We start from the raw sequence: 15,612 nt of genomic DNA, 5'->3' as shown, positions 1-15,612 counted from the left end.
ATCTAAATACAAAAAAAATAAAAAAAGTTTTTTTTAAAGGGACCGATCAATATTACGATAGTTACAGTGGATTTTATGATGATTACACTAAAAAAAAACAAACGGGCCTTCAGCTTTATCTGAAAAACAATTCAATCAATACATTGTTTATAGCGGGACTAGCATTGGATTTTTGTGTAAAAGAAACAATACTTGATGCAATTAACTTGGGATTTCAAGTTTATCTAATAACAGATGCTACAAGAAGCATAACGGCTACTCCTGAATTAATAATTCAGGAACTCATAAAACTTAATGTATTAACTTGCTTCTCCAAGGATATCTTCGACAGCCAAAGTAAGCTTAATATATAAAAAATCATTCAATAGTATTTAATTAGAAAACTAATATTTACAATTAAAACTATCATTCCATGATAGCCTTTTAGGCTATATAAGAAAAGTTTATTCACCAAAGAATAGCCTTTATATTAAATTAAAGCCGCCCTTTCCTTGGTTTTTATTTCTTAGTAAGAAGAATTTTAAGATTCATAGTTACATTTATATCTCTATCATATAAAGCTCTGTAATTAACACAAGTCAACTTAATATTACTTATCCTTTGCATAATACCACTTCGAATGTCCTATTTAAATATAATAAAAGAATGATAAAGAACTCAAATACTTCCCCCATGCATCATATAAAAATATCCATCTCAAAATGTTAAAAACAACGTCACCGACACAATTCTCTAATGCTAAATGTACAGTCTATGGATACAATAAAATCTTTTAAGAATTCAATTCCAATAACAACTGTTTAACCGGCTCACAATATAAAAAATTTTTATTTTTTAGTGATAAACTTTACTTATCTGAAAAATTGCTTTATTATGTAAGAGTGTATAAAAACCATCCGAAGTTGAGGAGGCAGAAGTGAAGGTTAACAAATCCCTACAAATACAAAGTAAATATCAACACAAGCTAATTGCTTTAATTGCGACACTTGAGTATATTAATAAAAACAAAAAAAAATACAACCAATCAGACATCCTTTATTGTTTTAACAGCAACTTAAGGCGCAACGGGCAAAAAGAAGTTTCAATCAAAACGCTTCGAAACTACTTCTATAAACTAGAAAAGCTAAATATTACTATTAACTACTATAGACATCTAGGTATTAATATGGGCACTGAAATCTACTATGCTCTTAGGTATTCTAAAAAAGACTGCTATAATCTACTAAACCAACACTTTAGGAATAAAAAAACAGAAAGATTTCAAAGACGTGTTAATGCATACATTAAAATAAATTACGATAAAAAGGACAATGTAAAAAATGGGGAGTGTCTTAATAATAAATATAAAAAAGAAGAAAGAGAAACCGAAAGAAAAAAAAGGGTTAATAAACTTAAACTAAAAAAATATGCAAAAAAATGCAATTTCGATAATGAGATTTCTTCTTTTATTATTAGTCTTAACTTAAAAAAAGAAACAACCATAAAGCTTTTTAAATTTATAATCAAAGAAAAATATTGTCTCAAAAAAGAAAACAATTGCAATTTACAAAAGACAATGCAAAACAAAAAAAGAGATTTAATTTTAATATTAAGAAAAGCCCAAAAAAATTTAATAAAAGAAGGTTACGACCAAAGAAAAATAGAAACCCAAATACAAAACACATATCAAAAATATAAAAATAAACCCCATTTCATATTAGAAAGCAATAAATATAAAGATTTCGATCAAATTATAAAAAAGATAAAGGACGATACTAATAAAACCGAATCCCAAAAACATAAAGACAATATGAAAACCAACATATATAACATACTTTTAGATCAATTACATAACAAAACCAGCACAATAAATTTAAAGTCAAAAATTAAAGAATACTTAAACAAACAAAATAAACTTGAATACAAAAAAATATTTAATAATCAATACTATAATGAAATTATTAAAATAATAGAATCACAAAATATTTATAAAAATAGCTATATAAATTAAGAGTTTGAAATGAAAAGTGTACTAGAAAAGCTTAAAAGCAAAAAAAAAGAAATAATAAAAAAAAGCAGAGAGCCAGAAATTTTCATCAAAAAAGAAATTCTCAATGAAAGAACAATATATCACACTAAAATGCTAATGGATCTATATAAATTTGAAATAAACAAATACAAAAAAAACAAATTTTTAATTCTTTTTAGGGAATTATTTAATCAAGGAAAATTAGAAGGACTCAATTTATTCTCCATAAAAGAAAATGACAAATTTATAGGAATTTTCTATGGATACAGAAAACCTATAAAAAACATTATTATAAAATACAAAATCAATGGCACTTTAAAATCATATACATTTTCCAAAGTATATTATATAGAATTTAAATTTAAAAAAGGCAGTGTGTTTTGTTATTTAAGAAGTCTTGCTAGGTTAATCAAAAAAGAAAAAATTAATAAAAAATATTTTCAAACATTTATTGACATGTTAAACAGATTAGAAAAAAAAGTGTATGAATTTTATTGCAAAGAATTACCAGATGGAGGAATTGTAAATAAATGGATAGAGAAAACACTAAAATAATTGCGATTTGCTCAATTAAAGGAGGTGTTGGCAAAAGCACAAGTGCTATTATTTTTTCAACACTCTTATCTAAAAAATATAAAGTTCTTCTAATTGACGCCGATCCACAAGCATCAACCACTAGCTATTTTTCAGATCTATTGGAAGAACAAGGGGTAGATGTTTCAAAACAAAACATTTACGAAGTATTAGCAGATAAAAAAAATATAAATTCTTCCACCTTTAGATTAAACAATAATTTATACATATTGCCCAGCTACATATATTTATACCTTTTTTATGACGATAACATCCCATTTAAAGAAACAAGATTAAAAGATAGTTTAAAACTATTAAAACATAAATACGATTACATAATAATAGATACTAGTCCTAGTTTGGGAATTATTCTAACAAACGTATTAGTTGTAAGTAATTATATAATCATTCCAATGACTGCTCAAAAATGGTCGGTAGAGAGTTTGCAATTGTTAGAATTTGCTCTAAAAAGATTAAAATTGAAGATACCGATTTTCCCAATGGTAACTAATTTTAAGAAAAATAATACTTATAAGCACTTGTTAGAATTAATAAGCAGAGACGATAATTTTTTAGGCCTTATTCATGAACGTGAAGACTTAAATAAAAGGATAGCAGAGAACGATACTTTCGATTTAAATAAAGATTATATAAAAGAATATGAAATTACACTTGAGAAATTTTTCCAGTTATCAGAAAAATTTTTAACTTCATAATATATAGGGAAATGAAATGAGTGTAAAATTAAAACATATGAATATAAAAATAAAGGATCGCATTAATACTGGCAAAAATCAAAAGCAAATTGAAATTAATTGTGATGAAGATAAAATGGAACGATTCCTCTTTTTAAAAGAAAGGCTAATAATCAACTTCCAAAAAGAAATTCACAATAAAATAGAAACAATGAAGATCTTAAAAGAGATTAAAGATAAAGAATATTATAAATTAGATGGCTATCAAAACTTTGAAATGTTTACTAGGAATTACAAAATAGCAAAAAGCCAGGCTTATGAATATTTAAGAATGGCAAATGCAATAGAAGAAGGGCTGGTTCAGGAAAAATACATAATCGAAAACGGTATACAGAATTCTTTATTTTTTTTAAAGGATAAAGAAGGGGGGAAAGTTAAAAAATCCAATCGAAATTTTATCAGGCCATTAAGATTTCAGCTTAAAACAGAAAATGCATACATATATTACAAATCAAAAGCAAGATTTACTAGTTTTTTGCTAGAAAAATTACTTAAAGATAAAGAAGAATTGCTTAATGAAATGATGAAAGAATATAAGGAGTGTAAAAAATATAATTAAAAATTTAATATAGATAATTTTGTGTGCAGAATATAAAATTATGGTTTTTGGAAAATAAAGTATTGACTCTAATCAGAAAATGTTAGAAAAATAATCAGTAAAGTGAAGTAAATTCTTTAAAAGATAATTTATAAATAAATATGTATATTATTTGAGAATAACGTATTGATTTTAACACTATAATGGCGTATACTTTTGATAAGTGGTGCTATTAACTATAAGCATCCTTAACTTTGGTCGATGTCTATTTATAGGGCTTAAGATAAGTATTCTTGCTTTAAGAGTATTTATGGTTAGGCCCTATGTGATTTTATTATTATTGGTATAAAATCACAAAAGAATCTAGATTGAAAAATCTTTTATAAATAAGTTTTTTATATTCAAAATATAAAAAACTTAAAAAGTATTTTTATCAATCAGTGTTAGAATTACGCATTTGACTTTCCAAATCAATCCGTGTAAATATTTGCTCAAAAATGGAGGGTTTTTTAATTATTTTTACCATAAATTATTGCCTTGTAATAAAGGATTTAGACAGCTTTAAAAAGCTTTTGTGATTTATGTTCTTTTTGATGATAGGACGATATTAAAAAAGATCCTATAAGCTGCTATCATTGGATAAAGCAATAAACTATTTCTATAATCTTTGATCTAGAAATAATAGTTTTAAAAAAGAGAAATTTAAATTTTTTTCCCATTTATTTCTTCTTTAGAATAGTATAATAATAAAAGGTATGAAAGTGATAATATTATTATTTTTTTTATTAATTTCCAACAGTTTTATTTTTTCTAGTGCAGCGTCTGAAGAAGTTTTTATTTTAAATGATAGTAATAGATATGATTTCGGTTTAATTCTTGAATTAAAAACTCAATTTGGATCCTTTATTTTAAGACATTGTCATGAAGGATACATAGATTTAGATTTTAAAATACAAATTAAAAATAGCACAGAGATTGTATTTAAAAAGGTGTATATTAATGGGGTTTCTGTGATAGACCACCCAATCAATGCTCGCTCTCGCTTTATTGACGAGGTTAATTATTTTAATTTTGATATGAGTTTCTTTGAGCACAGTGAAAAAATGAATAAAATAAGAAAGTTGGCAGAAGAAAATGGAATTGATGTATACGTTGAATGTTTCGATGAGATAAATAATAAGAAAAAAAAGTATTTTTTCAAGGTAAGCAGGGAAAATAGTGTGCATTTTTATAGTGCATTTGACATGATTTTTCATAAATAGGATAGATTATTAATGAGGAAAATATTATTTTTTGGGTTATTATCAATTTGTATTTTTTTAGTTTTCTTTTTTTACAAACAAAAAGAAAACAATATTATTTATAATAAAATTGTTGAAAAGTTTGAAGATAATGTTGTTATCGATGAAACCTATACACATCTTTTTAAAGATAGTAATTTGAAAGAATTGGTTTTTATAAAATCACAGCTTATAATTCCTGAGCTTGAGCATAAAAAGATGATGAAAGCGACAGGTTATCGTGCAGATGCTTATAGAGCGTTATCTATCGTTTATAAGTTTGATTTTAAAGTTCACGACAACAAAATTTTAGGTTTTAAAAGTGTAATTTTTGAAGGATTTGAAGATGCTAAAGTTTCAAATCATGAAAATAATTTGCCAAGTGAGAAATGGCAGCAATTAAAAGATTTTAACATTGGTGATCCGAATATAAATGAAAAGTTTTTTCATTTAGAATTTCCTTTTGTAGTAAAAAATACCTTGAGCGTTACTATTTCTAAAGGGTTTTTTAAGAAAATCAAAAAATTAAAACGATTAAAGATTGTGTTAATTTCTAATGAAGATAGAGAATATAAAATAGATATAGAAAATTTTTTGCCAAAATACAATCTTTAATTTAAATTGAAAATTTTAAAAATAGTGTGTTTTTAATTCCAGTATTCAAGAGGATGCTTTTCAGCATAAAAAGCAAATGATATCTAGGCTAGCTGAATATAATTTTTTAAGAAATATTTTAGTGATCGGCTTGGATTTTCATTTGCGCAAAGAGAAGTTTATTTATTTATGCAAAAGCAATTTGGAATTTAAAATGCATTGCAAAAAAATTTTAAAGTTTTTAAATAACAAATTGGTCACTTCTTCTAGATTATTCGTTTTATTGTTACCTTTTTGGGACAATAAAAATTTGAGAAAAAAGGGCCGAAATAATAAAAATAATTGTTGTTAAAAATTTTATTTCTGTAGCATAGGAGAAAGTTTTCTGTTTTTAGAATTAGGAGATAGGTGTTTTTAAAATTGCATCCATTATATAAACAATATATTTATCTTTTTTTGATTAATTCTCTAAATTTAGGCATTTTTTCTTGAATTTCTTTTTTTATTTCTATTTTATATTTTTCGGTTTTTTAAACAAGACCAAACTAAGTGTTAAATATTTTAAGGAATCTTATGAAATCATCATTATATTTCCTATTTTAATATAAACATTCAAAAGCCCCAAATTTGTATTTTAATGGCTTTTTATGATTTTATAATTAAACTTGTTTTTAAGGATTTTTTGAGCTTCAGAAACTTTGTAAAATGAATGTCCTTCTATCATTCTCATAAAATACATATAGGCACCAATAAAAACAAGGTGTTTAATTAAAATATCAATTAAGAATCGCTATGCTAGCATTAGTTATATAGGGAGAAAGTTAAATAAAACTAAATCTAAAAAAAAAAGAACTTAAAAGAATTAATTTCGCATTTGAAAAAGAAGAAGCTTTTTTTGTAAAAAAGATAAGAAATTTTTGAGAACTTTAATGTGTGAGTTGTTTGAAAGGGAAAAAGACTTAATTGGTAAAATAATAGAAAAGCAAAAAAATTTAAATGCAAGTAGAGATAATTTGAAGAATATGCACAAACTCGTTGCAAAGAATTTGTAAATTCTGAAAAAATTATAAGCAAATTATATTACTGAAACAATAAAAAGTAAGAAACTAGGATATTTAATAAACAATAGAATTATAAAAAAGCTAGTTCAAATAAATTTATTTAAATCCGTTAGCAAGTAATTTAAAATTCAAAAGTAATAATTTTTTTATTGTTTAGAAAAGAAATTGTGATATGTTTCCCATATTATATCCCAGCTCCTTTTAAGTTTGTAAAAACCTAGGTATATATTATATTTAAATTAAATATTTTACATAATGCTTAAGAAACTTTTAAAAATTTTTGTTTCCATTTTCTTTGCTTTTCTTATTCAGTTTTTATCATTCATCAATAAAAAGTTTTAATTTTTCTTTTGATAAATTTGAATATTTATCAAATATTAATCTAATAGCATCATTAAATAGCTTTATATTTAATAGGATTTCGTAGGTTTTATCTTTATCGGTTTGTTTATCTTTTATAGTAAGATATGCAGGCATATAGTTACATTTACTTTTCTTGTAAAAGAGCTTAAAATAATCTGCTAAGGAATTGTCAAAAACTCCAAAATTATATGAATAAATGTATTTAGGTTCCTTTGAAGTTTCTTTGAAATTGATTTTTGCAAAACCGGTTCTATTTTGTTCAAAATCAATATTCGACTCTTCAGAATTTAATTTTAAACTTTTGACTTCGTATTTTTTTTCAAACTCTACAGTTGATTCAAATGCTATTATCTTAGCTATAGGCACTTCTTGACCGAATATTGTATAGTTATTGTCATTGATGCTATAATTAGTATTAAAGCTAAACAGCGAATAAGTTTTGAATCGGATGGGTGAAAAAATATAAGAGTACTTAAGTTCCCTAAGATCTTCAATTAAATTGTTATTTTTATCTTTTATAGCTCTTAAGCTACCAGATTTTGCCCATGTAACATAACCGCTTGCAAGTATTTCAAACACCTCTCCTTCTTTTATTTCATTTAATTCGGGTTCTTTAAAAGTAAGACAAATATTTTTATTACTCTCTTTGATTGGGGTTTTATTATGTTTTGTAATATCCTCCTCTATCTTAAAATCAAAAACTTCAGTTTTGATACTGTTGATTTTTGAAGATTTTGGTGGCGTAAAAAAACACGAATAAAATAATGGTACATATAAAAATATATTCAAAATACGTATGTCTTTTTTCATAAAATTCCTCTATTAATTTGATCAAAGTCAAGGATTTATAAAATATTTTTTCATTATATCACAAAAAGAATTAAGTAAAAGACAAAAAATTCTGTGGATCAACATCAACCAGTCTGTTAACTTTTTAGAATTTGTAGAAAATATTATAAATATTATGTTTACTCTATGGAAGCAATATGCAAATAAAAAATGTTTATTGTTTATATTATTTTTGTGTTGATAAGTTTTTACAACTATTGATCTAAAATAGATGAACAAAATTATAAAAAACTTTAAAGATGTAATAGTTGTTGAGATGGAAGGTGTCGCAATAGGGTATGTTGCACATACGTTTAATATCCATTTTATAGTTATTGGGCCATACCGATATTTTAAATAAAGAAGTTAATGAGATTGAATATAATAAATTTTTTTAAAAAAATATATGATAACCAAAAATAAATCGTAATATTCAGTATTAGACTTAGAAACTTTCAAGATTTATATAATATGCATGAACATAATTTCAATTAATAAATTGAAAAGATTCAAGAAGAGTTTAAAAAATTGTAATATTAACAAATACAAGCTAAAAAATTGTATAAAAAAGGGTTAGATTCCAAACTCATAAAAAACTCGTTCAAGTTTTTTCATCATAACTTTCAAATAAATTATTTTTTAATTCATGATCACTATTTTTATGTCGTCTAAAATACAGTGTTCAACTGCACTCAATTTTAGATTAGAAAGTGTTCCTTTTTTAGTAAAAATATCATTACAGCTTATTGCAAAAAATAACAATTTTTTAATGATATTGAAAATATCAAAAAAATTTAAAACATCCGTACTAACAACCATAATGAAATAATTTTAGACTCAATGCAATTCAATAGGTTTTATTCCCATTAGTTTGTTTATCTTGTATAGTAAGATGCGCAAGCATATAATTACATTTGCTTTTCTTGTAGAGGAATTTAACAAATGCTTTTTTAAATCGTCATTTAAACCCCCAAAATTATATGAATTAATGCGCCCGGGCTTTCTTGAAGCCCCCTTTACCCAATTAGAGCAATACTAATTTTATATTGATAAAAATCAATATTTGATCTTTCAGAAATTAACTTTGGGCTTTTAACTTTATATTTTTTTCACCCTCTTTAGTTTACTCAAAAGCTATAATTTTAACTATTGGTACTTTCCTTCCCCATATTCTATATTTATATCGGAGCTTAAAGCAAAGCTTTTGTGGATTTAAAGAACTTTAAAAGATAAGCTTTATAGTTTCTTAAATCATTTTTTATTTTTATACCATCTGGAACATGTAGTATGAAAGATTGCTTTTTGGATAATTTTTAGCTTTGTATATGTTTTTTGAATTCCTTTAAGTATTAAATAGGACAGGCTCCAGAACATCCTAAAAAATTTATATCAAATAAACATTTGCAATAAAGGCTTCTAAATCAAGATAGGCGGGACAATATTACATTTAGGGTTAATAATTACTGGAAGACTGATCTATTAATTATGAAAATCAATATATCTAAAATATTTTTGAAGAATTTGAAAATGCAATTATAATAGATATGGAAAGTGCATCGTCAGCTTACATAGTATAATTTCAATATTCCTTTTATTATAGCCATTTTAGAAATATTGAACATAGTTGCCAATGAGTATAATCCTAAAAATTATAAAAAATTTATACGAAAAGCTTCTCTAAATTCTAATTTTGGTTATTTTCTGGATTGGTATTACTATTTGGCTTTGGATTGACCTTACCAATAGGTGCACATGATATGCAAATTGAAGTTAATATTGTTGTAATAATGTTAAGCTTAATAATATTTAATTTAAAGTTTTTCAAAACGCTCTCCTTATAAATTTGAATTACTAAATATTAATTTTAATTCAAAATAACAATAGTAAATTTATTTGATATTAAAAATTTAATTTCTATTGCATGTTTTTAGTGTGGATTTATATTTTACGAATAAAAAAAGAGAAGAATTAACTTCTCTTTTAAAAAAAATATCAAGTGTAACTTATTAATTTCTGTTTAGACTAATCAGCTTGATTTAGTAGAGAAAGAACATAGGAGTATTTCTCATTTATGTGGTTTGCTAGCGCGGCATTATCTGTTTTAATGTTGCCAGAATTTTTATTGTAAGCCTCAATAGTTGCGTTTAAAGCTTTTATAAAGTTTTGTTTTATCTTTAAATCCTGTTCTGTGTGTTGTAGTAATTCTTTGGCCTTTTCTTTGCTTAGAGTTTGTAATATATCTTGTATTTTGTTTAAATGTCTACCTTCTATTTTAAGTTGAATATACTTTGATGTTTCAAGGAATTTGCCAGCTATTGTGCGGTTTGCAGAATTTTTATCAAGTTTTTCAAGAATTTTTTTTAATGTCAATATTTTTTCTTTTTCGTAATTTAAGGATGAGTAAATTATTTTTTTTAAGTGCATTTTTGCATTATGCATAAAATAATCACCATTTTTAAGTTTGAAAGTTTCTAGGAAATCATATTGTGTATCAATTTTAGCTATTTGTATATTGTCTTGTTTTTCTTGAGTTTCCAGGTCCTTGCCAATTTTTTCTAATTTTGAGGTTGTAGTTTGTTCTTGGGAGTTTTGATTTGAAGATTTTGAATTTTGAGATTCATTTTCAAAATTTTGGTTATTTTCTGCTGAATTTTCTGAATTGGTGCGACTGTTTGTTTTTTTTAGATTTCTAGAATTGTTGCTTCGCGTTGTTTTTTTTAGGTTGTTAGAGGCGGTAGTATTTTTTAGCTTTTTTGGATTAATATTGCCAAAAGGTGCACATGATATGCAAATTGAAGTTAATATTGCTGTAATAATGTTAAGCTTAGATTTATTTAATTTAGGGTTTTTCAAAATATTCTCCTTACAAATTTAAACTAATAAATATTAATTTTAATGCAAAATAATAATATTACAATTTAATAATATTATTGAATAATATGCCAAAAAATAACAAAGAATTTTCCATCTATAATTTCTATGAAATTTTGGTGGAGATGAATTTGCCAATAAATAGATTTGTTTTGGTTTTGATATATTTTTTGACGATATTAATAGGGTCATCTTTAGTAAATAAAAGGGAATAATTTCTAGACTAAATAAGGTTTTTAGTAATACTTGTCTAAATAAGTAAAATATTTTTTTGTTATAAATCTTAAAGTTACTGTTTTAGAGTATTAATAAATTTAGAAGGGTGTATATCGGGAGCAAATTCTAGTAATAAATGAATATGATCTTTATCATTGTTTAATTTATTGAAAGTTATTTTGTCAACCGATTTATCTAGAAATTAAGTTTTTAATTAAAAACTTAATTTTTTTAGAATATATTGTTAGTATTAATAATATATGGAAAAGATTTGTAAACAATATAAATGGATTTTTTATAAAGCATAGATAATGAAAACTAATGATATCGTAAAAACAAACAATCCTAATGTATCTCTTTATAAACAATTATCAAAAGACTTTATTAAAAGGGAAAATCCTAATAAACTAAAAGACCTTTTTATTCTTATAAAAAACAAACTTTCTTCAATAGACGACAATTCAACAGAAGCAAATATAGAGTCTTTGCTAAAGTCTATATTTGAAGAGCTAAATTATTCAGTAGAACAACAAAAAGCTGGGCAAATAGAAGGAGTAGAGTCTAGAATAGATATACTACTTTTTGAAAATGATAAAGACAAAGTAGCTTTTAATAATAAAGTAAAAGAAGCTAAAAAAAATAATGAACCCATTCCTGTTGAAAATATCTTGCTTATAGCAGAAATTAAGCGTCCAGCATTTAGTTTTTATACTAAAGATAAAGTAAAAGAAGCAGAAGATCAGCTATATAGATATCTAAATCAATATCAAAAACATTATGGGATACTTTCTAATGGAAAGGTATGGAGATTGTATGACAAATCAAAAGTACTTTATGGAGAAAAAAGATATATTGAGTTTAATTTTTCTAAAATTGAAGAAAAAGAAGAATATAAGGAACAAGAATGGTTTGTTTTATTCATCTACCTTATAAGAAAAGAAAGATTCTTAAAAAAAAGTAACATAATAGAAGTTGAAAAAGAACAAATAAACAAAGAAAAAGAGATAATTCAAAAAACCTTAAGAGAGATACTTTATGAGAGACCCGATGACTCTATAGTATTTAAAATTGCAAAAAATATATATGACAAAGAATTTAAAGTGTCAGGCAAAGAAATTACCGGGCGTATTTTAGCTAGCATACTTGAAGAATCAATTCTTTTTATTTTAAGAATATTTTTTATTGCATATATTGAAGATAATGAAATTTTTAAGAAAATATTAGAAGAAAATAAGCTATACAGATCTTCTATATCTTTTAGGTATTTTTTTTATGATGAAAATACAAAAAAGAAATTAGGATATAAAAAAATAATAACAATTTTCAATTTACTTGATAAAGGAAGTGATGCAATAAAGTTTCCTATATTTAATGGCGGATTATTTGCAGAAGATAAGGTTAAATATTTAAATAATGAAAGTTTGCTAAGTATTAGTGAGCTTGAAGAAATACTGGTTAAAATACTCTTCTTTGAAGAAAAAAATATTAAAGATGAAAAATTTGTGGAGTATTCAAGGTTAGATCCTAAAAGTTTTGGAGAATTATACGAAACCCTGCTTGAATATGACCTAAGAATTGCAGATACTACTGTTCATCGTATTATTGAAGACGGAGTTTATCTCATTCGTACCGAAGAAGAGCTTGCAAACAAGCAGGTAAACAAAGTTGCTACATACTATAAAGGCAATGTTTATATTACATCTAGGTCGCTTGATAGAAAGAAAAGTGGAGCATATTACACCCCAGGTGACCTAACCGATTTTATGGTTACATCGTCAATTGAAGAACAGCTTAAAACCAAGTCCCCTTTAGATATAAAAATTATTGATAATTCTTGTGGGTCAGGGCATTTTTTAATTTCTTGTCTAGATTACTTAACGGAAAAAGTATGGTACGAATTAGATAAATTTGAAGATGTAAAAAAAGAGCTTGATAAAGAATATAGAGTTATTCTAAAAGAAAGTGAAGAGTATGATGTTCAGGATAGTATAAGTAAGGAATTGGTACTTAAAAGGATGCTACTAAAGAGATGTATTTATGGCGTTGATATTAATCCTATTTCAGTTGAAATTACTATGCTAAGTTTATGGATTAATACTTTTATTTTTGGAACACCACTAAGCTTTATTGAGCATCATATAAAAGTAGGAAATGCTCTCTTAGGATATACCAAAGAGGAATTTTTTTATATTACAAAAAAGAAATTTGAGAGTGGATTTTCTTTGTTTAAAAAAAGAATTAAAGAAATTACAACTATTTTAGAAGATATTTATCAAAAAATTAAAGGCATTAATGATACTACTAAAGAAGATATAGAAAAATCTAAAAAGATATACAAAGAATATGAAGAAAGTGAAGATATAGATAACTTAAAAATAATATTTTCTTTAATCAAACTTTATTCATTATCTTTTGACAAATCTTTGAATATAGAATTTAGTGATATTACATCTGTAATTAGTTTAATTGAAAATATTTTGGGCAATAAAATTTCTAGTGAAGATAAGGAAAAAATAGAAAAAATTAAAAAATTGAGTAGCTACTATAAATTTTTTCACTATGGAATTGAGTTTCCTGATATTCAGGAAGGATTTGATATTGTAATTGGAAATCCTCCATGGGAGAGAACTAAGTTTAATGAAGCAGAGCTTTTCTCAAAACACATTCCTGGTTACAGAAAATTAAGCATAAAAGAACAAAATAAAATAAAGCAAGAAATACTTAGTAAAGATAATCATCCTTTGAATATTGAATACAACGAAGAAAAAAACAGTATAAGTGCTATTAACAATATTTATAAATTTGATTTTAAAGATTTTACCAGTGGTGGTGATCCCAATCTTTTTAGATACTTTGTAGCATTTAATCTAAAATTAATAAAAAGAAAAGGCAATTTAACCTATTTGGTTCCTTCAAGCTTTTGGAGTGAATTTAGTTCAAAAACACTAAGAAAACATATATTTGCTAACTATAAACTTAATTGTATTTATCAATTTGAAAATAAAAAAAGATTTAAAGATGTGCATTCAAGTTTTAAATTTGCAATATTTCAACTTAGTAATACTAAAATCCCTACATCAAGTTTTAAAGCAAAATTTATGATTCAGTGTGATGATAACATTATTAAAGAAATAACCAGAGATTTAAAAGATGGTAAAGATGATCCTTATAAAGGAATTGAATTAAATATAGGTCAAATTAAAAAACTATCTCCTATTCAAGAGTCAATTATTGAATTTAAAGATAGTAAAGAATTTGGCCTAATTAACAAAATATTTAGTCAATTTAGTACTCTGAGTGAAGAGTATATTGATTTTAAACAAGGACTAAATTTAACAATTTATAAAGCATTCTATAAAGAATATAATAATGAAAACTTTATATTTCTTTATTCCGGATCTAATATTCATCAATTTAATTCAAGATTTTTTGAAGATAAAGACGCAAAAGAAAGTTCTAAATTGCTGTGGATAGATAAAAAAAACTTAGAAAAAGCATTAACTAAAGATAATCACTTTCAAACTGAAAGAGTGTTCTATAGAGGTATTGCAAGAAACACAGATGAAAGAACAATGATTAGTACATTATGCCCTAGAAATTGTTATTGTGTACATTCAATATATGTAAATTATGAGAAAATACCAATATCTATTTATAAAAAATTATTTATTGTATCTATTTTTAACACATTTGTATTTGACTTTATGATTAGAAGATTTGTTAACTCAAATGTACTAAAACCATGTTTATATCAATGTTCCATGCCTCAACCTGAAGAAAAAGAAATTTTAAGTAATTCTTTATATTTAAATCTTGTGAAAAACACTTCTTTAATGATAGCTAAAAATGATTCCGATAATTTTAAATATTTACTTTATTTAGAACATTTTGAGCTTAGCAAAGAAAAAGTTAATAAAATACTGAAACTAGATAAAGAAGATGAATTTTTTAAAGAAAAAGAAAATGAAAACAATTTTATTGTAGCTAGTCTTTACTCATTAACTAAAGAAGATTTTATCATTTTACTTAGTGATTTTAAGGCATTAAAAAATAAAAAAGGAGAAGACTATATTTCGTCTTTAATAAAAGGATATGAAAATTATTTATTAAATAATAAAATTTTTTAACATAAATAAGTTAGTAGAAAAAATAAAAAATAAGATTTAAAATTGAGAAATTATCTAGAAAAATAAAAGAATTAAGGTATTGCTTAAGATTTTTAAAATAGATAATTTGGATAAAAAGAGTGGTGTAATATTTAAACCAATTAGAATAAATTCGAATGAATTTATTCTAAAAAAAATTTTCTGTTTGGCAGGGTTGCTTTTTTAAAAAAATTTGCATACTAACATATTAGTATATGTATTCCTATTTTTGAAAAATACAAGTTAAAATTTAGGATTTTTGAGTTAAATGTTGAGTTATTAGAGTTATTTAGAGTCAGTCCAAAATGTATTTATACTATTAAAAAATTAAATATTTAATTTTTTAATAGTATAAATACATTTTGGACTGACTCTAAATA

At 24.4% G+C, this 15,612-nt stretch carries 12 protein-coding genes and 4 pseudogenes; 10 read left to right on the top strand and 6 right to left on the bottom strand.

The features are described from left to right. The 8 genes and pseudogenes from HNQ06_RS05140 to HNQ06_RS05955 all read left to right on the top strand — a co-directional run. Positions 1 to 353: isochorismatase family protein (locus HNQ06_RS05140; protein ID WP_184107883.1), on the top strand; the 353-nt coding region annotated here is incomplete at its 5' end. Positions 354 to 916: 563 nt separating this feature from the next. Next, positions 917 to 1,990, top strand: a complete 1,074-nt coding sequence (locus tag HNQ06_RS05135) for a plasmid maintenance protein (RefSeq protein ID WP_184107882.1) — start codon at positions 917 to 919, stop codon at positions 1,988 to 1,990. A gap of 9 nt (positions 1,991 to 1,999) precedes the next feature. Continuing rightward, positions 2,000 to 2,563: a DUF226 domain-containing protein gene (locus HNQ06_RS05130; protein WP_184107880.1), complete on the top strand. Its 564-nt coding sequence runs from the start codon at positions 2,000 to 2,002 to the stop codon at positions 2,561 to 2,563. Further along, positions 2,539 to 3,297 (top strand): ParA family protein, encoded by a 759-nt coding sequence (locus HNQ06_RS05125; RefSeq protein ID WP_184107879.1) that lies wholly within the window; start codon positions 2,539 to 2,541, stop codon positions 3,295 to 3,297. The genes HNQ06_RS05130 and HNQ06_RS05125 overlap by 25 nt, the downstream gene beginning before the upstream one ends. Before the next feature lie 16 nt (positions 3,298 to 3,313). Further along, entirely contained in the window at positions 3,314 to 3,895 is a 582-nt protein-coding gene (locus HNQ06_RS05120) for a chromosome replication/partitioning protein (protein WP_184107877.1), read from the top strand. 734 nt (positions 3,896 to 4,629) lie between these two features. Continuing rightward, complete coding sequence (locus HNQ06_RS05115) at positions 4,630 to 5,136, top strand: hypothetical protein (RefSeq protein ID WP_184107876.1); 507 nt, start codon at positions 4,630 to 4,632, stop codon at positions 5,134 to 5,136. A gap of 12 nt (positions 5,137 to 5,148) precedes the next feature. Beyond that, on the top strand, positions 5,149 to 5,769 hold the full coding sequence (gene bptA / locus HNQ06_RS05110; RefSeq protein WP_184107874.1) for a virulence-associated protein BptA: 621 nt from the start codon (positions 5,149 to 5,151) through the stop codon (positions 5,767 to 5,769). Positions 5,770 to 6,653: 884 nt separating this feature from the next. Beyond that, positions 6,654 to 6,800, top strand: a pseudogene (locus HNQ06_RS05955) (hypothetical protein); the annotation flags it as partial. Between the two features lie 327 nt (positions 6,801 to 7,127). Here the strand turns inward: HNQ06_RS05955 and HNQ06_RS05105 are convergent. Beyond that, positions 7,128 to 7,982, bottom strand: coding sequence for a S2/P23 family protein (locus HNQ06_RS05105; protein ID WP_184107873.1), 855 nt, complete (start codon positions 7,980 to 7,982; stop codon positions 7,128 to 7,130). A 250-nt stretch (positions 7,983 to 8,232) separates the two neighbouring features. Between HNQ06_RS05105 and HNQ06_RS05850 the strand changes: the two are divergent. Next, positions 8,233 to 8,398: pseudogene (locus tag HNQ06_RS05850) on the top strand (phosphorylase family protein); the annotation flags it as partial. Positions 8,399 to 8,639: 241 nt separating this feature from the next. Here the strand turns inward: HNQ06_RS05850 and HNQ06_RS05100 are convergent. From HNQ06_RS05100 to HNQ06_RS05930, 5 genes and pseudogenes are all read right to left on the bottom strand, one after another. After that, the gene (locus HNQ06_RS05100) at positions 8,640 to 8,819 is read right to left on the bottom strand and encodes a hypothetical protein (RefSeq protein ID WP_184107871.1); all 180 of its coding nucleotides are present in this window, start codon (positions 8,817 to 8,819) and stop codon (positions 8,640 to 8,642) included. A gap of 28 nt (positions 8,820 to 8,847) precedes the next feature. Continuing rightward, positions 8,848 to 8,937 (bottom strand): annotated as a pseudogene (locus tag HNQ06_RS05950) (BB0158 famile outer surface lipoprotein); the annotation flags it as partial. A gap of 750 nt (positions 8,938 to 9,687) precedes the next feature. Then, a pseudogene (locus tag HNQ06_RS05095) lies at positions 9,688 to 9,825 on the bottom strand (complement regulator-acquiring protein); the annotation flags it as partial. 197 nt (positions 9,826 to 10,022) lie between these two features. Then, complete coding sequence (locus HNQ06_RS05090; RefSeq protein ID WP_184107870.1) at positions 10,023 to 10,853, bottom strand: complement regulator-acquiring protein; 831 nt, start codon at positions 10,851 to 10,853, stop codon at positions 10,023 to 10,025. Positions 10,854 to 11,160: 307 nt separating this feature from the next. Then, positions 11,161 to 11,229: a hypothetical protein gene (locus tag HNQ06_RS05930; RefSeq protein WP_425486284.1), complete on the bottom strand. Its 69-nt coding sequence runs from the start codon at positions 11,227 to 11,229 to the stop codon at positions 11,161 to 11,163. A gap of 169 nt (positions 11,230 to 11,398) precedes the next feature. Between HNQ06_RS05930 and HNQ06_RS05080 the strand changes: the two genes are divergently transcribed. Continuing rightward, positions 11,399 to 15,214 carry a class I SAM-dependent DNA methyltransferase gene (locus tag HNQ06_RS05080; protein ID WP_184107869.1) on the top strand — a complete coding sequence of 1,272 codons (3,816 nt, stop codon included), beginning with the start codon at positions 11,399 to 11,401 and terminating at the stop codon, positions 15,212 to 15,214. Positions 15,215 to 15,612: the final 398 nt, after the last annotated feature.

It is taken from the genome of Borreliella lanei (assembly GCF_014205895.1).
Taxonomy (GTDB): Bacteria; Spirochaetota; Spirochaetia; order Borreliales; family Borreliaceae; genus Borreliella; species Borreliella lanei.
Note: the sequence above shows the minus strand (reverse complement) of the source record. Positions and strands in the feature narration are given on the sequence as shown.

Excerpts from the sequence above, each read along its gene's own strand:
- HNQ06_RS05080 (WP_184107869.1), top strand. The coding sequence starts at position 11,399 with ATGAAAACTAATGATATCGTAAAAACAAACAATCCTAATGTATCTCTT.
- bptA (WP_184107874.1), top strand. The coding sequence starts at position 5,149 with ATGAGGAAAATATTATTTTTTGGGTTATTATCAATTTGTATTTTTTTA.
- HNQ06_RS05115 (WP_184107876.1), top strand. The coding sequence starts at position 4,630 with ATGAAAGTGATAATATTATTATTTTTTTTATTAATTTCCAACAGTTTT.
- HNQ06_RS05105 (WP_184107873.1), bottom strand. The coding sequence starts at position 7,982 with ATGAAAAAAGACATACGTATTTTGAATATATTTTTATATGTACCATTA.
- HNQ06_RS05100 (WP_184107871.1), bottom strand. The coding sequence starts at position 8,819 with ATGGTTGTTAGTACGGATGTTTTAAATTTTTTTGATATTTTCAATATC.
- HNQ06_RS05125 (WP_184107879.1), top strand. The coding sequence starts at position 2,539 with ATGGATAGAGAAAACACTAAAATAATTGCGATTTGCTCAATTAAAGGA.
- HNQ06_RS05120 (WP_184107877.1), top strand. The coding sequence starts at position 3,314 with ATGAGTGTAAAATTAAAACATATGAATATAAAAATAAAGGATCGCATT.
- HNQ06_RS05130 (WP_184107880.1), top strand. The coding sequence starts at position 2,000 with ATGAAAAGTGTACTAGAAAAGCTTAAAAGCAAAAAAAAAGAAATAATA.